22 protein-coding genes and 3 pseudogenes are annotated in these 26,044 nt (G+C 44.4%); 21 read left to right on the top strand and 4 right to left on the bottom strand.

Features of this window, described 5'->3' with window-relative positions; all coding sequences use genetic code 11:
* The first annotated feature begins 64 nt into the window (after positions 1 to 64).
* From MD535_RS07680 to MD535_RS07665, 4 genes and pseudogenes are all read left to right on the top strand, one after another.
* Entirely contained in the window at positions 65 to 601 is a 537-nt protein-coding gene (locus MD535_RS07680) for a TRAP transporter small permease (RefSeq protein WP_265674289.1), read from the top strand.
* Entirely contained in the window at positions 601 to 1,908 is a 1,308-nt protein-coding gene (locus MD535_RS07675) for a TRAP transporter large permease (protein ID WP_265674288.1), read from the top strand. Before MD535_RS07680 ends, MD535_RS07675 begins: the two co-directional genes overlap by 1 nt.
* A gap of 162 nt (positions 1,909 to 2,070) precedes the next feature.
* Positions 2,071 to 3,003 (top strand): 2-dehydro-3-deoxygluconokinase, encoded by a 933-nt coding sequence (gene kdgK, locus MD535_RS07670; protein ID WP_265674287.1) that lies wholly within the window; start codon positions 2,071 to 2,073, stop codon positions 3,001 to 3,003.
* 64 nt (positions 3,004 to 3,067) lie between these two features.
* Positions 3,068 to 3,440: pseudogene (locus MD535_RS07665) on the top strand (bifunctional 4-hydroxy-2-oxoglutarate aldolase/2-dehydro-3-deoxy-phosphogluconate aldolase); the annotation flags it as partial.
* 12 nt (positions 3,441 to 3,452) lie between these two features.
* On the opposite strand, the pseudogene MD535_RS07660 reads toward MD535_RS07665, so the two are convergent.
* Positions 3,453 to 3,905 (bottom strand): annotated as a pseudogene (locus MD535_RS07660) (IS30 family transposase); the annotation flags it as partial.
* A gap of 29 nt (positions 3,906 to 3,934) precedes the next feature.
* Positions 3,935 to 5,085: pseudogene (locus MD535_RS07655) on the bottom strand (IS3 family transposase).
* A 157-nt stretch (positions 5,086 to 5,242) separates the two neighbouring features.
* Here MD535_RS07655 and MD535_RS07650 point away from each other — a divergent pair.
* Both MD535_RS07650 and cspE read left to right on the top strand, forming a co-directional pair.
* Positions 5,243 to 5,398 carry a hypothetical protein gene (locus MD535_RS07650; RefSeq protein ID WP_265674286.1) on the top strand — a complete coding sequence of 52 codons (156 nt, stop codon included), beginning with the start codon at positions 5,243 to 5,245 and terminating at the stop codon, positions 5,396 to 5,398.
* A 373-nt stretch (positions 5,399 to 5,771) separates the two neighbouring features.
* On the top strand, positions 5,772 to 5,984 hold the full coding sequence (cspE, locus tag MD535_RS07645; RefSeq protein WP_250619120.1) for a transcription antiterminator/RNA stability regulator CspE: 213 nt from the start codon (positions 5,772 to 5,774) through the stop codon (positions 5,982 to 5,984).
* A gap of 770 nt (positions 5,985 to 6,754) precedes the next feature.
* Here the strand turns inward: cspE and MD535_RS07635 are convergent.
* Positions 6,755 to 7,729: a sugar-binding transcriptional regulator gene (locus MD535_RS07635; protein ID WP_265674284.1), complete on the bottom strand. Its 975-nt coding sequence runs from the start codon at positions 7,727 to 7,729 to the stop codon at positions 6,755 to 6,757.
* 44 nt (positions 7,730 to 7,773) lie between these two features.
* Positions 7,774 to 8,781 (bottom strand): class II fructose-bisphosphatase, encoded by a 1,008-nt coding sequence (glpX, locus tag MD535_RS07630; protein WP_265674283.1) that lies wholly within the window; start codon positions 8,779 to 8,781, stop codon positions 7,774 to 7,776.
* 434 nt (positions 8,782 to 9,215) lie between these two features.
* On the opposite strand from glpX, the gene rpiB reads away from it, so the two are divergent.
* The 15 genes from rpiB (at position 9,216) to MD535_RS07555 (ending at position 26,038) form a co-directional block, all read left to right on the top strand.
* Complete coding sequence (gene rpiB, locus MD535_RS07625; RefSeq protein WP_265674282.1) at positions 9,216 to 9,662, top strand: ribose 5-phosphate isomerase B; 447 nt, start codon at positions 9,216 to 9,218, stop codon at positions 9,660 to 9,662.
* 51 nt (positions 9,663 to 9,713) lie between these two features.
* On the top strand, positions 9,714 to 10,697 hold the full coding sequence (locus tag MD535_RS07620) for a TRAP transporter substrate-binding protein (RefSeq protein ID WP_265674281.1): 984 nt from the start codon (positions 9,714 to 9,716) through the stop codon (positions 10,695 to 10,697).
* Positions 10,698 to 10,753: 56 nt separating this feature from the next.
* Positions 10,754 to 11,329 carry a TRAP transporter small permease gene (locus MD535_RS07615; protein ID WP_265674280.1) on the top strand — a complete coding sequence of 192 codons (576 nt, stop codon included), beginning with the start codon at positions 10,754 to 10,756 and terminating at the stop codon, positions 11,327 to 11,329.
* On the top strand, positions 11,326 to 12,612 hold the full coding sequence (locus tag MD535_RS07610) for a TRAP transporter large permease (protein ID WP_265674279.1): 1,287 nt from the start codon (positions 11,326 to 11,328) through the stop codon (positions 12,610 to 12,612). Before MD535_RS07615 ends, MD535_RS07610 begins: the two co-directional genes overlap by 4 nt.
* An 18-nt stretch (positions 12,613 to 12,630) precedes the next feature.
* Complete coding sequence (locus MD535_RS07605) at positions 12,631 to 13,644, top strand: 4-hydroxythreonine-4-phosphate dehydrogenase PdxA (RefSeq protein ID WP_265674278.1); 1,014 nt, start codon at positions 12,631 to 12,633, stop codon at positions 13,642 to 13,644.
* A gap of 36 nt (positions 13,645 to 13,680) precedes the next feature.
* Positions 13,681 to 14,679 (top strand): dihydroxyacetone kinase subunit DhaK, encoded by a 999-nt coding sequence (locus MD535_RS07600; RefSeq protein ID WP_265674277.1) that lies wholly within the window; start codon positions 13,681 to 13,683, stop codon positions 14,677 to 14,679.
* 3 nt (positions 14,680 to 14,682) lie between these two features.
* The gene (gene dhaL, locus MD535_RS07595) at positions 14,683 to 15,315 is read left to right on the top strand and encodes a dihydroxyacetone kinase subunit DhaL (protein WP_265674276.1); all 633 of its coding nucleotides are present in this window, start codon (positions 14,683 to 14,685) and stop codon (positions 15,313 to 15,315) included.
* Positions 15,312 to 16,106, top strand: a complete 795-nt coding sequence (locus MD535_RS07590) for a triose-phosphate isomerase (RefSeq protein WP_265674275.1) — start codon at positions 15,312 to 15,314, stop codon at positions 16,104 to 16,106. The genes dhaL and MD535_RS07590 overlap by 4 nt, the downstream gene beginning before the upstream one ends.
* Positions 16,107 to 16,109: 3 nt before the next feature.
* A complete protein-coding gene (locus MD535_RS07585; RefSeq protein ID WP_265674274.1) occupies positions 16,110 to 17,024 on the top strand; it encodes an AEC family transporter in 915 nt (304 codons plus the stop codon).
* 16 nt (positions 17,025 to 17,040) lie between these two features.
* On the top strand, positions 17,041 to 17,883 hold the full coding sequence (locus MD535_RS07580; RefSeq protein WP_265674273.1) for a sugar phosphate isomerase/epimerase family protein: 843 nt from the start codon (positions 17,041 to 17,043) through the stop codon (positions 17,881 to 17,883).
* A 12-nt stretch (positions 17,884 to 17,895) separates the two neighbouring features.
* Positions 17,896 to 19,005, top strand: coding sequence for a 3,4-dihydroxy-2-butanone-4-phosphate synthase (ribB, locus tag MD535_RS07575; protein WP_265674272.1), 1,110 nt, complete (start codon positions 17,896 to 17,898; stop codon positions 19,003 to 19,005).
* Positions 19,006 to 19,123: 118 nt separating this feature from the next.
* Complete coding sequence (locus tag MD535_RS07570; RefSeq protein WP_265674271.1) at positions 19,124 to 19,603, top strand: hypothetical protein; 480 nt, start codon at positions 19,124 to 19,126, stop codon at positions 19,601 to 19,603.
* A gap of 89 nt (positions 19,604 to 19,692) precedes the next feature.
* The gene (locus MD535_RS07565; protein WP_390902905.1) at positions 19,693 to 21,066 is read left to right on the top strand and encodes a TolC family protein; all 1,374 of its coding nucleotides are present in this window, start codon (positions 19,693 to 19,695) and stop codon (positions 21,064 to 21,066) included.
* Between the two features lie 71 nt (positions 21,067 to 21,137).
* Positions 21,138 to 22,883: an efflux RND transporter periplasmic adaptor subunit gene (locus tag MD535_RS07560; protein ID WP_265674270.1), complete on the top strand. Its 1,746-nt coding sequence runs from the start codon at positions 21,138 to 21,140 to the stop codon at positions 22,881 to 22,883.
* Positions 22,880 to 26,038 (top strand): efflux RND transporter permease subunit, encoded by a 3,159-nt coding sequence (locus tag MD535_RS07555; protein ID WP_265674269.1) that lies wholly within the window; start codon positions 22,880 to 22,882, stop codon positions 26,036 to 26,038. Before MD535_RS07560 ends, MD535_RS07555 begins: the two co-directional genes overlap by 4 nt.
* Positions 26,039 to 26,044: the final 6 nt, after the last annotated feature.

The raw sequence follows: 26,044 nt of genomic DNA, 5'->3' as shown, positions 1-26,044 counted from the left end.
ACCACACGAAGGATAGTGGGCTAATAATGCCTTCTGTCCTTTATTAATTTTGGAGTAAGTAAAAATGACAAACCTTAAGCAAGGCAAATTCTTTGCTGCTTTGAGTTGGATACGATCGTGGGTTGATCGAATACTCTCATGGTTACTCATTTCCATCGTTGGAATCATGACAGCTTTAGTTACTTACCAAGTAATAGCACGATATGTTTTTAATAGCCCAAGTGCCGTAAGTGAAGTCCTTTCTCGCTATTTGTTTATTTGGTTAGTTTTACTTGGTGCAGCTTTTGTGTTTGGACTTCGTGAGCACATGGCGATCACTTTTGTAAAAGACAAGCTAAGCCATAAAGTCCGAACACTTGTAGAGATTGTCATTGAATCTGTGACTGCCATCTTTGCCTTTACCGTCATGTTTACTGGGGGCTATAGCAGTGCAATACGCCAAATGTGGCAAATTGATTCAGCTTTACAAATTCCAATGGGTGTCATTTATTCTGTCATTCCCATTGCTGGTGGCTTGATCCTTTTTTACGTCGTAATTAACGTAATAAATTTATTTATTGAACTATTCAGCCCCCCATCGCTAACTGAAGGAGACGCATAATGGATCTCGCATTAACTGCTTCAATAGTTATGTTTACGGGCGTATTAGTCCTTCTCATTATTGGAGCGCCAATTGCCATTGCCGTTGGTATTTCATCATTCGCCGCAATGACTTGCATCTTGCCCTATCAAGGCGCATTAACCACTTCAGCACAACGTATGTTTGTTGGCTTAGATTCCTTTGCTTTACTGGCCATCCCATTCTTCATATTGGCCGGCAATATAATGAATAATGGCGGTATTGCGATACGGTTGATAAATTTTTCTAAGATCATAAGTGGTTTTTTCCCCGCCCCATTAGCCCAAACCAATGTTGTATCGAATATGCTTTTTGGTTCAATAAGTGGTTCAGGTGTTGCATCGTGTGCTGCTGTTGGTGGTATCATGACTCCAATTCAAAAGAAAGAGGGCTACGATCCTAAATTTAGCACGGCGGTGAACATTGCATCAGCGCCTACAGGCATGCTTATTCCACCGTCAAATGCGTTAATCGTTTATGCAACGGTTGCCGGATCTGTTTCCGTTTCTGCATTATTTATGGGGGGCTACCTACCCGGTATTCTTTGGGGTCTTGGCGTAATGGTCATTGCGGCCATCACAGGGAAGCGTCTTGGCTATATTGGTCAACATAGAATGTCATTGAAACAATGCATTGATGTTTCGATTAAGGCGATACCAAGTCTTTCACTTATCGTTGTCGTTATTGGTGGGATCCTTGGAGGAATATTTACCGCAACAGAAGCCTCTGCTATAGCTGTTGTCTACGCAATGATCCTTGGGTTTTCTTACCGTCAACTTAAGGTTATTGACTTACCGACAATCTTTCTAAACACCGCTAAAATGACATCAATCGTTATATTTATGATTGGTGCATCTTCAATTATGTCTTGGGTCATGTCTTTCACTCAGATCCCAGGAATGATTGCCGACGGTCTCTTAACGTTAACCGACAACCCTATTTTGATCTTATTGATTATTAATATTGTTCTTCTGTTTATTGGTACCTTTATGGATCCAACACCAGCAGTATTAATTTTCACACCAATATTCTTACCTATATGTATGGGGTTGGGAATGCACCCAGTACAATTTGGTATCCTAATGGTATTCAACTTGTCTTTAGGTACGATTACCCCACCTGTAGGCCCTATCCTTTTCACTGGTTGTAAAGTGAGTGGTATCAGTATTGATTCAATTGTTAAACCATTACTCCCTTTCTTCCTAGTAATCTTCATGATTTTAATGCTAGTAACTTATGTGCCAGCAATTTCTATGACTCTACCAAGTGCATTCGGATTAATTATGTAATTGGAGCAACAACCTTAATGTCCGTTCTTATGACCGATTAACAAGGCATAAGAACCGACCAAACTATAATGAATAGAGCTTTTCATGCTGAATTTGCGCCATTTTCTCTATTCTCATCAATACAAACACCGAGCAAGCTAGGTCAACAAAAAAGGGACGTACATGAAATCATATAATATCGCAGTCATTGGCGAATGCATGGTTGAGCTACAAACAAAAGAAGATGGGCTCAAACAAGCATTCGGGGGCGACACATTAAACACCGCGCTTTACTTATCCCGCCTAACACAAGAACACAACGTGAAAACAAGTTATGTGACAGCTTTAGGCGAAGATTCATTTAGTTCAAATATGTTAGCCGCTTGGGAAGCTGAAGGGATAGACACAAGTCTCGTTTCTCGTTTGAGTGATAAGCAGCCCGGTTTATATTTTATAGAAACTGACAACAGTGGTGAACGTAGCTTCTTCTATTGGAGAAACGACGCCGCGGCTCGTTGCCTTTTTGACCAAGAAAACGTATCTGAACTAACAAACGACCTGCTTAAGTTTGATGCTGTGTATATAAGTGGTATTACCCTTGCTATCTTAAGTGAAAACAGTCGAAACGTTCTATTTCACTTCTTAGAGCAATTTAAAGCTATAGGAGGACAGGTTTTCTTCGATAATAACTATCGACCTAGACTTTGGTCTAGCCAGAACAAGGCTATCTCATATTACCTAAAAATGCTTAAGTTAACTGATACAGCCCTGCTTACTTTAGATGATGAGCAAGATCTATACGGTGATATTGATATCGAACAATGCATTAAACGCACGACTGAAGCTGGCGTGAAAGAGATCATCATAAAACGCGGAGGCGAAGATTGTTTGGTTGTTGAGGAAGGCAATATTTCTAATGTGTCTCCAAATAAAGTGACCTCTATTATCGACACTACAGCTGCTGGTGACTCTTTTAGCGCGGGATTCATAGCAAAACGATTATGTGGTGGTGATCCTCGTGAAGCCGCTTTTGCTGGTCACTGTGTTGCAGGAACCGTGATTCAATACCAAGGCGCGATTATTCCAAATGAAGCAATGCCAAACCTATCCCTTTAAATATATAAATAGGGCTTATAACCATCACTGTATATAAGCCCTATATGGAAAAAGAACATTTATTATGACAACTCTTAATGAACAATTAGCAAATTTAAAAGTGATCCCGGTTATTACAATAAACAAAGTGGAAGATGTAATTCCTTTAGGCCGAGTTTTAGTTGATAACGGTATGCCTTGCGCTAACTCTACGTACGGAATGTGCAATCGATGCAATTCGCTTGATGCGTAAAGAGTTTCCAGAGATGCTCATCGGTTCTGGTACCGTGCTGACCAATGAACAAGTTACGGCTTCAATCGAAGTAGGTGCTGACTTTATTGTAAGCCCAGGTTTTAACCCACGTACCGTTCAATACTGCCTAGATAAAGGTGTTCCAATTATTCCTAGTGTAAACAATCCAAGCTTAGTAGAACCCGAATTCAACTGCGAAGTGCGACACTCTCCAATATCAAGCAGCCAATGCCATTTCTTTAAAGACAATCGCTGGCTGCTTGAAGCCTAAACACTTTTTCGGTCGATAATTTATCCGCGATAAAGCGAATTCAATATCGCTGTCCATTACCGTTGTTAGGTCGGTTCCTTTCTTCACATATTGCCTTAAAAGACCGTTAGCATTCTCATTAGCCCCACGCTCCCAAGAACTATAAGGGTGGGCAAAGTACACATCAGCCTCCAGCTCCTTTGCGATGGTTTCATGACCTGCAAACTCTCTCCCGTTATCTGCCGTGATGGTATGGACATGCTCCTTGTATGGCATGAGTAACTCTATGGTTGCTTTGGTGACATCATCCGATGATTTGGATGGCACTTTCTTTACCACGTAAAATCGTGTTTTGCGCTCTAAAATAGTCACCATAGCCCCTGTACCGTGCTTGCCTAATACAGTGTCGATTTCCCAATTGATCTGCTCCAGTCAGATTGGACACCGCATTAAGCGACATATTGTTTTTCAAAGTTAACTGGGCTTACATACCCAAGAGCACTGTGCCTTCTTGTTCGATTATAATCAACTTCAATGTATTCAAAAAGCGCTTGGCGCATCTCTTCTCGAGTCATTATCGGCTCGTATTGGACGGCTTCTACTTTCATTGAGTGGAAAAAGCTTTCAACACAGGCGTTATCCCAGCAGTTTCCTTTCCTACTCATACTTTGTTTTAGATTATGAGCTGCGATTAAGTCTCGGTAGTATTTTGAGCAATATTGGCTACCTCTATCACTGTGGATAATCACCTCTTCTGGCATACCTCTGCGGAACAATGCCATTGATAGAGCATCACAAACCAGAGTTGCGGTCATTCTGGTATTCATTGACCATCCAACGACTTGCCGTGAGTACAGGTCGATAATAACGGCTAAATAAATCCAACCTTCGCTTGTTGCTAGATAGGTGATATCTCCAGTCCATTTTTGGTTTGGTGCTGACGCATTAAAGTCTTATTCAAGTAAATTCGGGGCAACAGGAAGCCTATGCTTACTGTCTGTCGTACATTTGAACTTGTGTGCGGCCTTCGCGACTAAGCTCTGGCGTTTCATGCTCGCGGCAATGGTTTTTACATCGTGCTTATTACCATTTGCCTCAAGTTCTTTTTGAATACGCCTTGCACCGTCGCGTTCCTTTTTATCATCAAAGACTTCTCGAACTTTGCTATCAAGATGCTTACGGTACTCGTTGCGTAGAGTGACTTTATGGCGATTATCAATCCAATAATAAAACCCACTTCGAGAAACCCCCAACGCCTTAGCCATACGGACAATCCTATATTGCATCAGGTGTTCGAGCATAAACTCATAGCAATCAACTTTAGATTTTTCGCGAAGTAGGTGGCTGCCTTTTTTACGATATCTAGCTCTTCAGCTTGCTCTGTCAATAATCGTTTGAGCTTGGCATTTTCAGTGGCGAGTTCTCTTTCTCTATCGCTGATTTTCGCGTCTTTTTTGATGGCTTTACGCCATCCATAGATCTGAGATTCATATAAGGATAGCTGTCGTGCAGCAGCAGCGACACCGACTTTCTCTGCTAGCTTAAGTGCTTCGGCTTTAAATTCAGGAGCATGTTTGATTCGTGTTTTCTTAGTTGTCATTGTTCACCTCGTTAGTGATTGTACTCACTTAACTCAGTGTCCAAAACTTCTGGTGCGGATCACAAAGCGAGCAAGCAAAAGGACAGACACCAGAAGTATTTTATTTTTAAGGTTGTCTGTCCTTGTGTACTCGGTTGCTGTTTCGGATTCAGAAGTGATGAGCGAGCTATTTGACGTAACGGTGTTGAACACCGCTTGGACGGATTCAGCAGGCCCAGATACCGATGGTGTCGGCTCTATAGGGTTATTTTCTTGGCTATCAATGGGTCTTTTTGCATGGCTGCGTAGACGTCACGCATGGAAACAGGCATAACGGACAATACTTTACGCGAGACTGACTTATAGAAGGAATTGGCAGGGCGTCGCGCATGCTAGCTTTAATCGCGCTACGCCTTTTTTCTCACTGTTAGTTGTCGATTGTAAAAGAGAGAGGTATCGAAAATATTTATTGAATATCTTTCATAAAACCGCTTGACAACCTCCGGAACTCTAGTATTATCCACCTCGCTCTGTTGTTCAGAGTTATTAATGATACATCAAGTAAAGCAATCCTCAGAATTCTTCGTAATAGTTGTTATCCTCAGCGGTTCCCTTAGCTTCATCGTCACATTCAATAATTCAAGCTTTCAGCGCATCGCGAAATCGCGATATTTTTCTAATGAATTTAACTTTATAAGGGACACATTATGTCTACTAAAACAACTGGTATCGTAAAATGGTTTAACGAAGAGAAAGGTTTTGGCTTCCTAACTCAAGACAACGGCGGCGCAGACGTATTCGTACACTTCCGTGCTATCGCTTCTGAGGGTTTCAAAACTCTTGCTGAAGGCCAAAAAGTATCTTTCGAAGTTGAGCAAGGCCAAAAAGGTCTTCAAGCTGCTAACGTTGTAGCTATCTAATTTCGACGTTACCGCAAATGGCCGATGGTCATTTGCGGTAATATTTACTTTTACTCTCTATACTGGAATTTCGAACACAGAAAATACGCAACACCTGCCTTTCACGCATGTCACACGTTTTATTCACTTCGCAATATCAATATAAACACCATAATTTTCATAAAATCAGCAACTTAAAATATCTCATTCATGTGAGTGACGGTATCTTCGTTGCAAAATAATATTAAGGATCTTCTATGTCTCGTTCAATGGGTCGTAAGCGCTTTTGGTTTCAACACTGTAAAAATAATAGCAATAGCAATAGCAATACAAAAAAAGGTAATCAATGACAGTAAATTTTGTTTTATTTAAAAACCAACTCTCTTGGAGTGTGTTAATACACCAGCTTAACGGCGATATTTTATCGCGCCATGTTATGATGAAAGATAATATGGGTAATGTTGGTATAGACTTTTCCTACTGCGAAAGAACTCAGCAAGGAAGTATTACTAACAGTCTAAATGAATGTATTGGTCGTTTTTCTCTATCCTCTTAACGTCATACAATATCATTCTACTTTTCGCTAAACTCTGAATCATAAATTTTAGAAACGTTGCACTAAAATACTTTTTGTATATGGCAATTACCCCATTATTCTTGCCATGTAGATTCAGACTTATCTTCTAAAATGACAGATTGTTCATTATCTTATGTATATGTTTAACCTAATAGTTAATAATAGAAAGGCAACCGCTTTGCTGCCTTTCTATAAATAAAATCATGGATACGCGTTATTGCTGAGCGTCGAGATTCAATATCGTTATAGCATTGGCTACACTGGTCGCCAAAATGTCTATGGCACCGGTTCGTAGTGCACCAACAATCGCTAATGGTTTGCTAGCTTCCGAAGCGATGGCGATAACTTGTGGGATTTTTTGATAATCGCTGATGGTAAGCCCAACGACTCGATTACTCATTTTTGTATCCTGAACTCTCCCTTTGATATCATAAAAATCATACCCCCCCACTTCTCCTACCACGCCTTGTTGAATCCTTGCTTCTACCATTTCTTGAACTGAAAACCACCCTAAGTTCACCATATAACTGCTTTCGCTGAGATCACCTATACCCACCAGCGCGACATCTGCTTTCTTAGCGATATCCAATGTTTGCTGAACGGTTTCATCTTCCATTAGCGCTTGGCGTAGGTTTGGGTCTTTAATAAATGCTGGGGCGTAGAGCGTTTCACTCACTCCATCAAATGTTTTAGCAAAGCGACGTGATATGTGGTCGGCGTTTAGCATGCCTCCTCTTGGGTGGATGCCACCGATACTCGATACAAACGTACACTTTTTTGGATTCACAATGCCAATATGCTCAGATACGGAAGAGACATTTCGCCCTTGTCCTATTGAAACGACCATTCCATCTTTTAGGGTGGAAGAGAGATAGGTAGAGACAACGCCGGCGAGTAAACTACGTTGCTCGTCTTCTGTCGGCTGGTCAAGGGCGATAAGCGCGCGTTTTAGACCGAATCGTTCTTTTAACTGTTCTTCTAATTTAGCGCCAAATACTGGATGGTATTTAACTTTTATTTCAACAATCCCTTTGTCTCGGGCTCTTTTTAGCAGCCGTCCGATCGTGACTCTGGATTGCCCAAACCGTTTAGAAATTTCTTCTTGAGTCGCTCCATCTTGGTAATACGCTACAGCGATTTCAGTGAGTAGATTATTTTCTTCTGTTTGTTCAATATTTGATAAATCCATATTCCCTTACCGCGTTATTGGGCGCAAATTAAGTTTGCGACAATTTAGGCTGATTTGGCGTGTAATTCACTATTAAGTAATGAAAAATCATGTGTAGATCGAATTTTTCTGATTATACGGCTTTGCCCATGAATCAATAGTGTTTCTGTCGTTAGGTTTTGGCTTCCGGCTTTTACTCCCTCTAGTAAATCACCTTTGGTGATACCCGTTGCTGAAAATATAACATTTTTTGAACTGGCCAGATCGTTTAGCTCGAGCTTGGTATTAGCTTTAACGTGCATTTCTACGCATCGTTGTTGCTCTATCTGTGCGTGCAACTGATTTTCGGTTGATTGGCCTTTAACTTGATCGCGAAAGAGTAGTTTGGCTTGCATGTCCCCACCCAAGGCCTGCATGGCTGCTGCCGTAATCACGCCTTCTGGGGAGCCGCCAATACAGTACATTAAATCAATATCACTTTCCGGCATACAAGTGAGAAGAGAGGCGGCGACATCGCCGTCTGGAAAAGCGTACACTCGCACACCCAGGGATTGCACTTGTTTAATAACGCCGTCGTGTCTAGGCTTGGCTAAAGTCGCCATGACTAACTCATTTATAGGCTTACTTAATGATTGGGCGATACGAGTTAAGTTATCTTCCAAGGATAAGTCCAAATCAATAGCCCCGTGAGATTTCGGTCCTACTACTAGTTTTTCCATATACATATCTGGTGCTTGCAATAAACTTCCTTGCTCGCTAGCCGCAAGCACGGCGATGGCGTTTGATTGCCCCATTGCTGTCATTCGCGTTCCTTCTATTGGATCAACGGCTATATCTATATTGGGGCCACCTTGTCCAAGTTCTTCGCCAATGAAGAGCATAGGAGCGTCATCAATCTCTCCTTCACCTATGACGATTTTTCCATTGATTGCTGCATTGCTTAGTAATAGGCGCATCGCCTCTACTGCTGCTTGGTCTGCATTTTCCTTGTTACCACATCCTAGCCATTGATAACCCGCTAGCGCGGCACCTTCAGTAACTTGGACAAATGTTAAAGCGATATCGGTATTCATAAAAGTTCCATAGTGATTGGGTTGTTCATCTGTTCACTATAAATATCATATGTACACCTACGTGACTGTTGCAGTGCTCTCATTTACGAATGGCGCTTTTTATTTCTGCATTGAAATAAAAATGAAACACTAATGTGAAACGCTTTATAAAATAGAGTTTAAGCTCTATTTTATAAAGCCTTGAAGTGCATCTAACATATTGATTTTAATTGTTATTGTGTTTTTTATTGTCTTTTTCAGATAAGAATTGGTTAAAACCTCGCTACCTTGTTTTTGTCATGTGAGGTTGTGGTTTGATCACATTAATGTTGCCAAAATGTAATCAAAGAGTGATTTGTATCTCGTTTGATATAGAAACGCATGTAATTGTTAAGGTGATAAGTGCATTATCATTTGTAACTTGTTTGGTCATATGTACATGGTAGGAGTAAGGAATGATAGCGATTGGATGTGATGATGCTGCCATTGAGCTGAAAGAATGTCTTAAGGCGCACATGCTCAAGAAGGGTATAGAAGTCGCAGATTATGGTGTCGATTCCGATAGTGAGGCGCTTTATCCCGATATTGCAAAGGCTGTCAGTGTGGCTGTGAGTGAGGGTAAACACCAAAGAGGGATCATTTTATGTGGTACCGGAATCGGCGTCTCAATAGTGGCGAATAAAGTTCCTGGTATTAGAGCAGCACTTTGTCACGACACATTCTCAGCTGAAAGGGCAAGAAAAAGTAATGACGCACAAATCATCACGATGGGTGCGCGAGTTATTGGCTCTGAGCTTGCGAAATCAATATTAGATACTTGGCTTGCATCAGAGTTTGTTGATGGGCCGTCAACCCCCAAAGTTAATCGAATTAAGGAGATCGAAAAAGAGTTCATTTCATAGCGAAAGAGACAAACCAACCATCTGATTAATGGAATAACGTGGAAATTTAACATGAAAAATAAAACGCTAACTTATACCAGTATCGCAATTGCAGTAATGATGTCATCTGCCGTAGCAGCAAAAGATCTTAAAGTCGCGACTAGTGCACAACTCGGTTCGTTGCAATACAACACTACGCAGCATTTTGCGGATTATGCTAACGAGCAATTCAAGAAATCTGGTCTTGATTACAACCTAAAGTTCTTCGGTGCGGCTCAATTAGGAAAAGATAAAGATGTCCAACAAAAGCTAAAATTGGGCACCATTGATCTTGCATTATTGACGTCAACACTGCCAACTCATGTCCCTGAAATGGCGTTGTTTGAGTTACCTTTCCTCGTATCCGATCGTGAACATGTGGCAAAAATTGAACAGGATGTATTTTGGCCGTATATCGCACCTGCAGCAGAGAAAAAAGGCTACAAAGTGATAGGTTTTTGGGAAAATGGTTTCCGTAATATCACCAATGCACAACGTCCAATTAATACCCCTGCAGACTTAGAAGGTCTTAAGATTCGCACACCTAATAGTTCTTGGCGCGTAAAAATGTTTAAAAACTGGGGAGCAAACCCAACGCCAATGAGCTTCAGCGAAGTTTTCATTGGTTTGCAAACGGGAGTTATTGACGGGCAGGAAAACCCATATACCAATATTTATGCGGCTAAGCTACACGAAGTACAAGGCTACGTGAGTGTCACTAACCACGTGTATACCCCTGCTTACTTAACGGCTGGCGCTCGTCACTACAAAAAATTCCCTTCAGAAGTCCAAGACATTCTAGAAGCTTCGGCAGTAGAAGCTCAGCAGTGGGGCTACAAGGAAGCGGCTCGATTGGAAGGTGAGTTAAAAGACAAATTGGTCGCAGGTGGAATGAAGTTAAATGTGGCTAATCGCGATGCTTTCGTTAATGCCAGTCAACCGATTTACGATGACTTTGTTGAAAATGTAAATAACGGTTCTGCCATGTTAACGAAAGCCATGGCAAGCGCTAAGTAACGATATTGCCATGGCCGACGAGGTCATGGCTTTCTCAGGTGTTTTTACGAGGGATTATGATGTCTTTTCTAGCTGGCATAAATACCATTTCAAATGTACTAGAAAAAGTGCTTATCGCTATTTCATTAACGATATTGCTGTCTCTAAGTGCAATCATCATTGTTGCTGTTTTTTCTCGTTTTAGCGGTGCGTCTTTGTACTGGTATGACGAAGTGTCGGCGATTTTATTGGCCTGGTTAACATTCTATGGCTCGGCACTTTGTGCGCTAAAACGCTCCCACATGGGGTTTGGCGGACTCGTTGCAAGCTTATCGTTAGGGGTAAGAAAGCTGGTCTTCTTACTAAGTGAATTTATTGTCATTGCCTTCTTTGTGGTGATGGCGTGGGCAAGTTACTACCTTTTAGAAATTTTTGGTGATGAGACGCTGACTAGCTTGGAGTTTATTACCTTATCATTCGCGCAATCTGCTTTGCCAATCGGTGCTGTTCTTTTTGTGGTGGCGCAACTTTGCTCTTTTCCGAAAGCATGGGAAATGGTTTGCAAAGGTTCGACGCAAGAGGAAGAAGAAATTCAAGATGCAATTCGTGATGCCAAGAAAGATATGGCAGAAGTGATGGAGGTGGTAAAATGAGTGCACTAATTGTACTGGCCTGTTTAATTGCGTTGGTCATGATTAATGTCCCTATTGCTGTTGCGATTGGTGCGGTAGCGCTAGTAGGCATGGTGGCTACATCGGGTATTGATGCCATATATAATGGCGCCCTAGCGATGTTCGAAGGCGGCTCTAAATTTACGCTGCTATCGATACCTTTATTTGTCTTCGCAGGCGCGTTAATGAACACGGGCGGCATCTCGCTGAGACTGATAAACTTCGTTAGTGCGATTGTTGGTTTTGTTCGTGGCGGATTATCAATGGTCAACGTTGGCGTATCGATGATTTTCGCAGAGATATCAGGCTCAGCAGTCGCGGACGTTGCCGCATTGGGTTCTATTTTGATACCTGCGATGAAAAAACGGGGTTATTCAGCCAGTTTCTCCGCCGCTGTGACTTCTTCATCGGCTTCACTCGCCGTGATTATTCCTCCTTCTTTACCCATGATCATTTACGGTGCGATGGCAGATGTCTCGATCTCTCAGCTATTTGTAGCGGGGATTGTCTCGGGATTGCTTGGCGCTGCGGGTATGTTTGGTGTGTGTTACTACTATGCGGTGAAATATAACTTACCTCGCGAAAATGCCTTTAGTTTGCGTAAATTATGGATAGCGTTTAAAGATGCATTTTGGGCGCTAACCCTACCTTTTGCCATTCTTGGCGGGATATTGTCTGGCTTTATGACCGCGACAGAAGCGGCAGGTATCGCCGTACTTTTAGCGTTGGTGATCAGTGTTTTCATTTACCGAGAAATGGATCTGAAACTGTTTTATAAAGCTGCGATGGAAGGAGTGACAGGGACCTCTGTTGTGATGTTACTTGTTGCGACGTCGGCTGTTTTAGGGTTATTCCTAACCGAGCAAGAAGTGCCTCAAACGATGGCCGCCGGCATTCTGAGCATTTCAGAAAATAAGTATGTGGTACTGATGATGCTGAACGTCATGCTACTCATCGTCGGTATTTTTCTGCACGGTGCTGCCGCTATCATATTAACGGTTCCAATCGTATTACCACTTATTCATGAGCTAGGAATTGACCCTATTCATTTTGGCATCATGTTGGCACTTAATATTTCAATTGGGCAACAAACGCCTCCAGTCGCCAGTGTGCTTATTACTGCCTGTTCTATCGCCAAGCGTGATATTTGGCAGGTGACAAAAGTGAATGCCTTATTTATCGGTGTTCTGTTTATCGTACTTCTGCTCGCGACCTACGTACCTGCTTTGTCTGTTGGGTTCGTGGATTACATTTATAACAAATAATTATCAAGGAATGAGAAAATGACGAAACCAACGATAGCTCTTGTATTAGGTGACCCATCGGGTATTGGTCCAGAAGTCGCGGCAAAAGTGCTTAATCAGCCGACCAGTCGGTCACTGGCAAATATTTTGATCATTGCGGATGAATATGAACTGCGAAAGGGTATGGACATTGCTCAAGCTTCTTTTGAATACGATGTGGTAAATACGTTCGAGCAGGTGGAATTTCAAGAAGGTAAGCCAGTGCTTCTTCAATTCAAATCGTCTCACGTTGATAGCATAGAGTATGGAAAAGCGACGCCGCAAGGTGGCACCTACGTTCTGGAAACATTAAAAATCGCCGTCGACCTAACGTTGGCGCATAAAACGCATGGAATTTGCTTTGCTCCGTTAAATAAGCAAGCCATGAGTATGGCCGGGTTAGAGCACAGAGATGAATTGTCATGGTTTGCTGAATTGACGGATTTCCATGACTTTGGCTGTGAGATTAATGTTGTCGATGATATTTGGGCAGGACGAGTGACGTCTCATATTCCATTTAAAAATGTGGTTGAAAACCTATCCATAGACTCCGTTCTTAAAACCATCGAACTGATGAACAACACCTTAAAATCGGCCGGTTTTGAGGAGCCGAGAATTGCCGTTCAGGCATTGAACCCTCACGGGGGGGAAGGGGGGCTGTTTGGCGATGAGGAAATTACCGTGATCACCCCAGCGATTGAAAAAGCCAAAGAAAAAGGTATTCAGGCATTTGGCCCTTTCCCTGGCGATACCACAATGTGGATCGTGGAAAAAGAGAAGATGAATTCGATCGTGTCTATGTATCACGACCAAGGTGCAACCGCCTTAAAAATGATGGGTTTTGATCGTGGTGTCACGGTTCAAGGCGGGATCCCATTGCCAATAGCGACCGCTAACCATGGCTCGGCATTTGATATCTATGGAAAAAATATTGCGGCCATTCCAGCGATGGAAAATGCGTTGAAGCTGACGGTGAAAATGGCCACCAGCTATCAAAATAACGTGTGCAAATAAACGTGAAATAACTGTTAAAAAATAAGTGGTGAACCCATGAGAAAACCAAAAAAACTGATTAATGAGCCGCTTAATGTGGCACAAGAACAATTTGAAGGTCTTCTGTCTGTCATGAGCGGAAAGTTGGAAGCACTTCCGGGTATTACAGCGGCCATTCGTACCGATCTTCCTTCGGATAAAGTGGCCATCTTGACGGGCGGTGGTGCGGGTCATGAGCCTTTATTTGCAGGGTATGTCGGGCATGGTTTAGCGGATGCTGCCGCACTAGGTGATATTTTTGCTGCGCCTCCACCTAATGTTATTTTGCAGACCACAGAAGCGGTAAATAACGGCAAAGGGGTTATCTATATATATGGTAATTACGCCGGAGACAATATGAATTTTGATATCGCCGCAGAGCTAGCAGACGACGATGATATTAAGACTCATACCATTCGAGTATGGGACGACGTGGCGTCAGCGCCGCTAGAAAAAATCACGGAAAGGCGCGGCACGGCAGGGGATGTTTATGTATTGAAAATTGCTGGTGCCGCCTCTTTGTCATATAGCTTCGAAGACGTTGTGAAGGTCACAGAGCGTGCACGAGACAATACGCGTTCAATAGGTGTGGCGTTATCAGCAGGTTCCGTGCCGCAAACCAATACCTTTAATTTTGAGTTACCAGATGATGAACTTGAGATTGGTATGGGGCTACATGGTGAACCTGGCGTGGCAAGAGAAAAAATGTCATCGGCAGATGAGGTTGTGACGAAGTTAATTGATCAACTGTGTGATGACTTACCGTACCAAAAGGGTGATGAAGTCTGTTTACTTGTGAACAACCTGGGCTCATCGACTTATATGGAGCTGTTAATCGCGAGCCGAAAAGCACACGCTTTGCTTGCTGAACGTGGTATTAGCGTTCACCACACGTTAGTGGGGAATTACTGTACATCGCAGGAGATGTCGGGTTATTCACTGACCATGCTCAAATTGGATGAAGAAATTAAATCACTTTACGACCTACCTTGTGACTCTTTTGCGTTAAGGAATTAAGAAATGGATGCATTAACAACGAAAAACATGATGGCTTATGTGGCAGATAAAATGATCGCAAGTGAGCCGGTATTAACCAAATATGACCAAGCCATTGGTGACGGTGACCATGGCATCGGTATGGAGCGTGGCTTTAAAGCGGTGGCCGAATTACTGGCAAGTGATTATCAGCCAGAAGATGTCAGTAAGTTATTACTCAAAATTGGCAGCACTATGATGGCATCAATGGGTGGGGCATCGGGCGCTATCTTTGGTACGTTGTATCGTTCTGGCGCAAAAGCCATTAAAGGGGCAACGGTATTAGATACCCAGACGTTGTCGGCGTTTTTAACCGCGGGATTAGAAGGTGTCTATGAACGTGGTGGTGCAAAGCCCGGTGACAAAACTATGATTGATGCTCTGGTCGCGGCGGTGAAAACATCAGAGTCACTGTCCGGTGATTTAGCGGAACATCTCCCCGCGATTGCAGCGTCAGCAAAACAAGGTGTTGAGGCGACAAAAGAGATGATCGCGACAACGGGTAAGGCAAAAACGTTAGGCGAGCGTTCCCTAGGCCACCCGGACCCAGGCGCCATGTCGATGGCCTTCATTCTTGAATTCATGAGTGAGTTTGCCTGTGAGCAGGTTCCGGCATGAAAAAAATATGGGTAGGGACAAGCTGGAAAATGAACAAGACCGGTGAGACCGCACAAGATTGGGCTAATGCGGTGTCTACGTCGGTCAAAAATTGCAACGCTGGTGTTCAACCGTTTGTTATTCCTCCTTTTCCTTATATCACTAATGTGGTGAGCCATTTCAGTGATACGAAGATGAAAGTGGGCGCACAAAATATGTGCTGGCAAGATGAGGGCGCTTTTACTGGAGAGGTTTCGCCAGTAATGCTTAAAGATTGTGGCGCGACGTTAGTAGAAATTGGGCATTCTGAGCGAAGAGGCTTGTTTGGCGAATCGGATAAAACGGTGAACCAAAAAGTACGAGCGGCGTTAAAGCATGGTCTGACACCGCTAGTGTGCGTAGGCGATAGTGCCGATGAAAAACAATGGGGTGTGTCGATTGAATCTGTTGTTAGACAGGTGAAAATCGCGTTGTTTCAAGTGCCGCTTGCCCAAGTTAGTCAGGTCATTATTGCTTACGAGCCTATTTGGGCCATCGGTGAAAATGGCACCCCGGCGACCAATGAGGAAGCGGAAGGTGTTCACCAGGCAATTCGAGAGGCGTTGAGTCGCCAGTATGGAGAGCCAATAGCGCAAGACATGACTTTGCTCTATGGAGGGAGTGTTAATTTGGATAATGCGTCGGAATTACTCGACCAGCCCAATATTGATGGCGTTTTTGTCGGGCGGACCGCATGGCAAGCCTCGGGCTACCTTGAACTGTTGTCTATTGCGCAAAGTAAAGCTAATAGTACCGTGAAGGAGCCTTGCTAGTTTATGGAGCAAGCCAAGTTAATGTCATGGATATTCCTTGGCTTCTTCATTGCTAAAACGGTTCCGCAAGTGACTCAGGTGCGGGTTGACTGGATTCGAAGCTTTGCTTTTAGTTACCTAACCCCGAGTTTGTTTTTTTCATCTATTTATCGCGCGGATCTTAATTTACTGCCATCACTGAGCGTTATTGCCACTTACGGAGTTTGTGTCGGCACGCTCTTTTTTGGTTTACGCCATAGTCTGATGAAAAACAAGCTGAACACGGCCGCCAGCTCCAATATTAAAGCTATTTCAGCGATATACCCCAATGCTGTTGGCGTCGGTGTACCATTGATATTCACACTTTATGGCGCGGAAGCTGAACTCATTTTAATGGGTATTGTTGTCACTAACTTACTGGTTGTGCTTCCGTTATTTAACGTATTGATGATTCATTCTGGGGAATCAGGTTTTTATAGTTATCGTAAGGTAGCCACAGACCCCATTCTTATCGCGATTGTGAGTGGACTATTATTGAATTTGTGGGGGATGACGTTGAGCCCATGGGTCGTCAATGGTTTGTCTGCGGTGGGCTGGGTGGCCTTACCTGTTATTTTATGTGTACTTGGAGCCAGTTTAAGCTTCTACCAACTTAGATCGCTTGCCAAAGAAAAAGTGTTGTCACTGTTACTGGTTAAGATACTTTTTTTCCCACTTCTAGTATTACTCATTGCCAATTACGTGATTGGTTTAAGTGTATTAGAAACCCAAGTCTTGGTTCTTCTATCGAGTTTGCCCACGGGCATTAATGTATACCTTCTATCGGAAAGGTATCACGTCGCCAAACAAGCCACCGCGAGCGTGATTTTATTTACGACCCTATTCTCCCTGTTATCTCTTTTGGGCTGGGAACGAGTGGTTGGATATATTGTGACTTAAATAAAGGATTATCGTTATGAGTATTACAGAAAGGTTAGCCATAAATACGGCCATATTTGATGGGCATGATTTGAAAACGTCACTGAAGACAATTAGTAAACTTGGCGTTCAATATGTTGAGTTTGCCTTTAATCAAGGGTATGTAGGGCAGCTTGATAGCGATATGTTTTCCAAAAATCATGCTCAGTACTTATTAACACTTTTGGAAAAAGAATCGCTGCAATCAAATGCGTTGGGGTGCACGATGAATTTAGCGGCTCCAAATGCAATCGCAGAGTTTAAAATGCGGATTGATTTTGCGAACCATTTGGGCGTTCGTTTTCTCAATACCTGTACTGGTCCTATCGCTGACCGTCAGGTTATTGTGGATAATTTGAAGATACTTGCGCCCTATGCGGAAGATCTCGGGTGTGTCATTTGTATAGAAAATGGCGGCGATCTTAATTTTAATGCTTTTGCCACTGCGCACGACGGCATAAGAATTTTACAAGAAGTGGGGCACCCTGCTTTAGCGCTCAATTTTGACCCCGGTAATTCGGTATCCCTCGTTCCGAATTTGAGTCCCAGTGAAGAAGCGAAAATAGCGATGCCGTTTTGCCGTCATTTTCATGTCAAAGATGTGCAAGTTCATGATGACAAGTTTACCTTTCCGGCACTGGGCGATGGCATTGTTAACTTTACGCCGATTATTGAGTCATTAGCCATGAGGAAAATGCCTTTTAGTATCGAGAAGCCGCTTAGAATGTATCGTCGCAAAGATTCATTTCCCATTCGAGGACGCTCGCCTGAAAGTATTCAAATTATCGCAGACACGTTAGAGCAGAGTGTCTCTTTTATTAAAAATATTGAGAATCAGTAAGGTGTAAGTGCGATGGCAATTAGCAATATAGAAGACGTCATTGAAGATTACCGTCAAGGTAAAATGGTTATTTTGATGGATGACGAAGACCGTGAAAATGAAGGTGACATTATGATGGCGGCGGAAAAAATCACCGCTCAAGATGTCAACTTCATGGCCACCCATGGCCGTGGGCTTATTTGTTTAACCATGACCAAGCAGCGCTGCGACAGCTTAAAGTTATTTCCGATGGTACAGAACCCGACAGAGCCGTGGGCAACGGCATTTACCGTTTCAATTGAAGCGGCGGAAGGGGTGACCACTGGAATTTCAGCAGAGGATCGCGCGGTCACCATACAAGCAGCGGTTAGTAAAGAGGCTAGACCGCAAGATTTGGTGCAACCAGGGCATATTTTCCCTCTTGCTGCGAAAGATGGTGGAGTCCTAGTGCGCGCTGGGCATACCGAAGCAGGGTGCGATTTAGCGAGGCTAGCAGGATTTGAAGCCTCTTCGGTTATCGTCGAAATTCTGAATGAAGACGGCACAATGGCGAGACGCCCTCAACTTGAAATTTTCGCAGAAAAGCATGGAATTAAGCTGGGTACGATCGCAGACCTTATCGAATTTCGGAATAATACAGAAACGACCATTGAACGAATCGCCGAATGTCGATTACCGACTGAATTCGGTGAGTTTAATATGGTGACCTATCGCGATACCGTGGACAACCTGGTTCACTTTGCGTTGCAAAGTGGCACCGTGACAGCAGAGCCCACCAATGTACGCGTCCATGTACAAGATACGTTTCATGATGTGTTACTTTCAGCTCGTGAACCTCGCCATATTTGGCCACTGCACAAAGCGATGCAAAAAATAGCAGAAGATGGTGGCGTGATGGTGATTCTTAGCCAACAAGAAAACAAAGAAACTCAGATCAATAAAGTGAAGCATTTTGCCGCGCTTGATAAAGGCGAGGTTTCTCATGTCAGTAAGAAGCTAGATACCTCAAGGCGAGTCGGTGTTGGTTCGCAAATCCTATCGGATATAGGGGTGACCAGAATGAATTTGTTGTCGTCTTCTGATAAAAAATATCATTCCTTGTCGGGATTTGGCTTGACCGTGGTCGATTACATTGAAAGTTAGCATTGGAGACTAGGTTTCCCCTCGTTTTTGGGTTAATGGAGCGAGTGTTTATTATTGGTTGACCTTCCCCTAAGGGTAACCTTTATACTCGCTCCGATTATGTTTCTTTAGGTGTGGTATGCGTCTTTCAAATGCTCGCAAAATTTGGCTAACTCTTTTGAGTCTGGTGGCACTCGTTGTTTCAACGTTTGTCTCAGGTATGCCTGCGATGAGCATGATGGGAGGTATGGACGCTATGTCTGCCTCAATACCTTGCGAAATGAATCAAACTGCTATCACGCACCCAATACGTGGTGAGTCACACCATACTAGCCAAGTGGCAAAGACCCACGGTCTAAAATCCAATGTTTTGAATACTGACGCTTCAGGCTCTCCTGCTGTGGTTTACCATGAGTCAAGCCGTGTTATGGTAGATTGCTCTGATAGCAGCGATATGGCTCATACGTGCTGTACGACGGCGTGTGGAAACACACTTGGTCTGTCTCCAATCGCACTGATTACCAACGGTCATAGCTCGCGTTTTTCGAAAAGAAACAGTGAGCACTTCCTACCTATATTAACCCGCATTGAATCATTAGAACGCCCACCGACCATTTAATCTGATCTGAATTTTCGTTGAACCCTTAGCCTAGCGCTATGGGTTGATTTAATCGTGCTTGTTTTTTAGCACGCAGATTGGAATTTATTGTGAATCAAAGCATTAATGTGGTTGCGCTTGCTGTGAGCGTAATTCTATTCGTGCCATCAACGGTGTATGCAAACCTACCCGTTGTGAGCAAACAGCAGATACAACAACCTTCAGTCACGCTTTCTGAGCTCATAGAGTATGCGATTGCTAATGATGCGAATCGTATGCAGTACTATGCGCAATCGCAGTCAATGCGGGAGTCGGGTATTGCCAGTTCAACGCTTAAGGATCCCGTGCTCAAAGTGGGAGTCGGTGGCTTACCTACTGACAGTTTTGCATTGGATCAAGACCCTATGAGTAACGTTTCGGTAGGGCTGATGCAGCAATTTGGGCGAGGTTCAACGCTTGACTTGCAGAACCAAAAAGCTCAACAACAAGCCAATGGTGTCGAGTATCAAGTGGCTGTGCGAGAACTTGAGGTCGCGAACAGCCTATCTCAGCTTTGGTATGAACTGGGTTTTCAACAACAGTCAGAACGTGTGTTGCGAGAAAATCAGCAACTGATGCGGGAAATGGAGCGGTTTATTCAAACCAATTACGCCATTGGCAATAGTGAGTCACAGGATCTGATTCAAGCTCAGCTACAAGTCAGTAAATTAGATGACAAGCTGCAAGCAAATCGTCAAATGCAGGCGCGTATTGTATCTCAGTTTTCTGAATGGCTAGGGCCTACATGGCTTGCGCAGCAACCTCAAATTACCGCCACCACTTCCTCCGATTGGTATGAGTTGGAGAGACAACTCTCGCGAGCAAACCAGCGTGATTATTATCCATTACTCAATCGTCATCCGATGGCTCGCATCGCAGATGTTCAAATATCGGCCAGTGAGACTCAAGTTGCCATTGCGCAAGAGGCGTATAAACCTCAATTTGGTGTCGAGGCGATGTACGCGCATCGTCGAGCCAATAATATGCGTGGTGAACCAGCACCGGATCTATTAAGTGCCTATGTCACCATGGACATCCCCTTATTTACCGGCAATCGCCAAGATAAAAATCACACCGCTGCCGAGTACCAAGTGGTGGCATCGAAATCCAGCAAAGATGCGTTGCTTTCTCAGATGAATGCCAAAGTGAATGCGTTAATGATGGATAGGCAAAATCTCATGGAGCGTACAGAGCGCTATCGTCAGAATCTGTTGCCTCAAGCTCAGTCTAGGACCCAAGCCGTTGAACGTGGTTATCAGAATAATACCTCACAGTTTAGTGATGTGATTACTTCTGCCACGGATGAACTGGCGATGGAATTAGAGGCGCTGAGACTCGAAACAGACTTAAGTTTGGTCAATAGCAATTTGGCTTATTTCTTAGGTGGGTTCGCTTATCGCGTTGAGCAGCCCACGGTGTCGACATCGTCAAATACGAGTCAATAAGTCACCGTTAATAAGCAAAGGTTAATAAACGATAGCGCCAATAAAGTACAAATTCTGAGAAGGTAATGGATATGAAAACGAGAAATATAGCGCTACTTGCTTTAGTTATTGGAGCAGGGGTAGGGGGTGTCGGTAGCCAGTATTTAATCGGGCACGATATGGCTCTGATGCTTGGCAGTCAAAATGGCACCAGTAGTAATGGTAGCGGTGATAGTAATAATAACGGTAATAGTAACGAGCCGTTATATTGGGTGGCGCCAATGGATCCGAATTATCAACGTGATCAACCGGGTAAGTCACCCATGGGCATGGATTTAATTCCCGTTTATGCGACGGATGCAAGCAGTGCTAACGACAAGGCGGGAACGGTCATTATTAATCCTGCCGTAGAAAATAATCTTGGGGTAAAAACAGAACAAGTAAAGCAAGAGAAGCTTTCCCCTCGTATCGAGACCGTCGGGTATATCGCTTTTGATGAAAGTCGCTTATGGCAAACCAATATACGTGTATCCGGTTGGGTGGAAAAGCTATACATCAATGCGGTTGGTGAGCGAGTCAATAAAGGGGACGTGTTGTTTAAGCTGTATTCACCTGAGTTGGTTAAAGCGCAGGAAGAGTTATTGAACGCTTATCGCACCGGACGAAAGACGTTAGTGACAGGCGCAACGGAACGTTTGCTGACTCTTGGGGTAGACAGGGCTCAAATCAACCAAGTGGTTAAGACGGGAAAGGCTTCTCAGACCATTGATATTAAAGCATTCGGCAGTGGCATTGTTGCTAAATTAGACATTCGGGAAGGGGGATATTTATCACCCGCGCAGCCGGTGATCAGCGCAGGTCCAATCGATGAAGTGTGGGTCGATGCGGAAGTCTTTGAGCGTCAGGCGCAATGGATTCATGCCGGGAGTGAAGCGGTCATGACGCTTGATGCCCTATCAGGTAAAGAATGGCGTGGTGCGGTTGACTATGTTTATCCCATTCTTGACCCTGCGACTCGCACCCTAAGAGTTCGTCTCAAATTTACCAATTCGGATTATCAGTTAAAGCCCAATATGTTTGCCAACATTGCGCTTCAGCCGACAAGCCAAGAGTCGGTACTCACGATCCCACGTTCTAGTGTCATTCGCTCTGGTGGAATGACGCGAGTGGTGCTTTCTGAAGGCGATGGGAAATATCGCTCTGTACGAGTGGATATTGGACGTGAAGCGAATGACAGGGTGGAAGTGTTAGCCGGGCTGACGTCTGCTGAGCGTGTGGTGACTTCTGCACAATTTATGCTGGATTCAGAGTCCAGCCAAAGTGCCGATCTAGCGCGGATCAATGGTGTTGAAGCCGAACCAGAAACGGTGTGGGCGAAAGGAGAAATTAGCAGTGTTATGTCGCAGCACGCCATGGTGACGATTAATCATCAGCCTGTTCCTCAGTGGAACTGGCCCGGTATGACCATGGATTTTTCTGTGCAAGAAAACGTGGATCTATCGAAGCTAAAAACAGGTCAGCAGATTGAATTTGCAATGGAAAAGGGTACGTCAGGGCAGTATGTCGTGACGGAAATTAAGATCAGCAGCGACGCACTGGCAGAGCAAGTCTGGGTTGATGGCACGATCACAATGTTAATGGCGGACTTTGGCATGGTGACGCTTAGTCATGATGCGGTGCCAGAGTGGAACTGGGCGCCAGGAGAAATGAATTTCACGACCAATGGTGAAGTGGCGCTTAGCGATTTTTCTGAAGGGCAAAAGGTTCGCTTTTTAGTCAGTAAAAATGGTGCTGAATATGTGCTTTCTGAACTGCAAAGTGGGGAGGGAGCATTATGATAGGCGCGATTATACGCTGGTCGATCAGTAACCGATTTTTAGTGTTGGTTGCCAGCTGCTTATTAACGTTAGCAGGGTTATACAGCGTTAAAAATACCCCGGTTGATGCGATTCCTGATTTATCCGATGTGCAGGTCATTATTAAAACCAGCTATCCCGGTCAAGCCCCTCAAGTGGTGGAAGATCAGGTTACCTACCCGTTAACGACGGCGATGCTGGCTGTGCCGGGCGCAGAGACCGTGCGAGGGTATTCGTTTTTTGGTGATTCTTACGTTTACATTATTTTTAACGATAAGACGGATATGTATTGGGCGCGTTCACGCGTGTTGGAGTATCTCAGCCAAGTGGCGCCGAACTTACCCTCACAAGCGAAACCCACGTTAGGGCCGGATGCGACGGGTGTGGGCTGGGTGTATAGCTATGTGCTGCAAGATAAAACCGGTCAGCATGATCTCGCTGAGCTGCGAAGCCTTCAAGATTGGTTTTTGAAGTACGAATTACAGACCGTTGATGGTGTCTCTGAAGTGGCGACCGTGGGTGGCATGGTGAAGCAATATCAGGTGCAAATTGATCCTGCCAAACTTCGTGCTTATGACCTAACACTTCAGCAAGTGAATGCCGCCATTAAGAATGGCAATCAAGAAACGGGCGCATCCGTTATCGAAGTCGGTGAAGCTGAACATATGGTTCGTACCACGGGCTACTTAACCAGTATTGAAGACATCAAAGCATTACCGCTCAAGGTCACAAGCAAAGGCACGCCATTACTTCTAGGGGACGTTGCCGATGTGAACCTTGGCCCACAAATGCGTCGAGGTATCTCTGAATTTAACGGTGAAGGCGAAGCCGTTGGCGGGGTTATCGTGATGCGCTTTGGCGAAAACGCCAGTCAGGTTATTGATAATGTAAAAAACAAACTACAGGCGCTACAAGGTGGGTTACCTGACGGCGTAGAAATTGTTGCGACCTATGACCGCTCAACGCTGATTAATGCAGCAGTAGACAACCTTTGGAAGAAGTTGGCAGAGGAATTTATCGTCGTTGCCGTGGTGTGCGCTTTGTTCCTATTTCATATTCGTTCGTCGCTTGTCATTGCCATTAGTTTGCCTATTGGGATTTTGTCGGCATTTATTGTCATGCATTGGCAGGGTATCAACGCCAACATTATGTCTCTAGGAGGGATTGCAATTGCCATTGGCGCGATGGTGGACGGGGCGATTGTTATGATTGAAAATGTGCATAAGCACATAGAGAAAACCCCGCTCACGGATAAAAACCGCTGGCAAGTGATTAGCAAAGCAGCGGAAGAAGTGGGCGCACCGCTTTTCTTCTCTTTATTAATTATTACTTTGAGCTTTGTGCCTGTATTTGCGTTGCAGGGACAAGAAGGCAAGATGTTCTCGCCCTTGGCGTACACCAAGTCCTACGCAATGGCCGCCGCCGCAGGCTTAGCGATTACGCTTGTGCCCGTACTCATGGGGTACTTTATTCGCGGCAACGTGTTACCAGAGAATAAGAACCCGGTAAATAGAGCGCTGGTGGCACTGTATCGTCCGATGCTGAATCTCAGCCTGCGTTATCCAAAGTCTATGATTTTGGTCGCCGTTACGCTGATGGGGTCGGCGTATTACCCCACAAGTCAACTAGGCAGTGAGTTCATACCGCCTTTGGATGAAGGCGATCTGATGTACATGCCAACCACCTATCCAGGGATCTCTATCGGCAAAGCGCGCGAGTTATTGCAACAGACGAATAAGCTGATTAAAACCATCCCAGAAGTGAACACCGTTTGGGGGAAAATTGGTCGCGCTGAAACCGCAACGGATCCCGCACCGTTAACGATGATCGAAACCACGATTCAGCTCAAACCAAGAGAGGAATGGCGAGAAGGCGTCACTACAGAATCGTTGCGTAAAGAGTTCGATGACTTGATTCAGTTCCCCGGTCTCACTAACGCTTGGGTCATGCCGATCAAAACGCGTATCGATATGTTGGCAACCGGTATTAAAACACCAATAGGGATCAAGATTGCCGGACCTGATTTATCGGTCATCGAGAAGATTGGTTCGGACATTGAGCCAATATTGAATCGTGTGCAAGGAACGGTTTCTGTTTATGCCGAGCGGGTGGCGGGTGGACGTTATGTCACGATTGATATTAAACGCCTAGCAGCCGCACGCTATGGGCTGAATGTCAGTGATGTTCAGCAAGTCATTTCCACCGCGGTAGGGGGAATGAACGTTGGGGAAACCGTTGAAGGACTTGAGCGATACCCGATAAATGTACGCTACCCACAAGATTATCGAGACTCGGTGGTGAAGTTACAAAATTTGCCATTAGTCACGCCAAACGGGGCAAGAATTGCCTTAGCGGATGTCGCAGATATTCGTTATGAAGATGGGCCTCCGATGATCAAAACAGAAAATGCTCGTCCTAACGGTTGGGTGTTCGTGGACATCGCTGAACGAGATCTTGGTTCTTATGTCAGTGAAGCGCAGAGAGTGGTGAGCGAAGAACTCGTGCTGCCTGCCGGTTATTCGTTGGCATGGTCTGGGCAGTATGAGTATATGGAGCGCGCCAAAGCGCGGTTAAGTGTCGTCGTTCCCGTGACGCTGGCCATTATCATGTTGTTACTTTATTTAAGCTTTAGACGACTAGGGGAAGTGTTCATCATCATGGGTACATTGCCGCTGGCGATGGTGGGGGGATTATGGCTGATGCACTTTCTTGGCTATAACTTCTCAATTGCCGTTGGGGTGGGTTTTATTGCCTTAGCGGGCGTCGCGGTAGAAATTGGTGTCATCATGTTGGTGTATCTCAATCAGGCATGGCATGCCCGAAAACTATCCGCTCAAGAACAGCGAACGCCATTGACCGCAGCGATGTTAACGGACGCGATTCAAGAAGGTGCTGGGTTACGTGTACGTCCGGTGATGATGACCGTGCTTACCGTGATCATTGGTCTTATTCCCATCATGTATGGCTCTGGAACAGGTTCTGAAGTCATGCAGCGTATTGCCGCACCGATGATTGGTGGCATGGCGTCGGCGTTGCTACTGACACTATTAGTGCTACCCGCGATTTATCAGCTTTGGAAGGCGAAAGAAATCCAGTCTGACAATATCGCGACAGCTGATGAAATTAACTCAAAGTAAACGATT

It is taken from the genome of Vibrio qingdaonensis (assembly GCF_026191675.1).
GTDB classification, from domain to species: domain Bacteria; phylum Pseudomonadota; class Gammaproteobacteria; order Enterobacterales; family Vibrionaceae; genus Vibrio; species Vibrio qingdaonensis.
The sequence above is the reverse complement of the archived record's forward strand: the minus strand, read 5'-3'. Positions and strand labels throughout refer to the sequence as shown.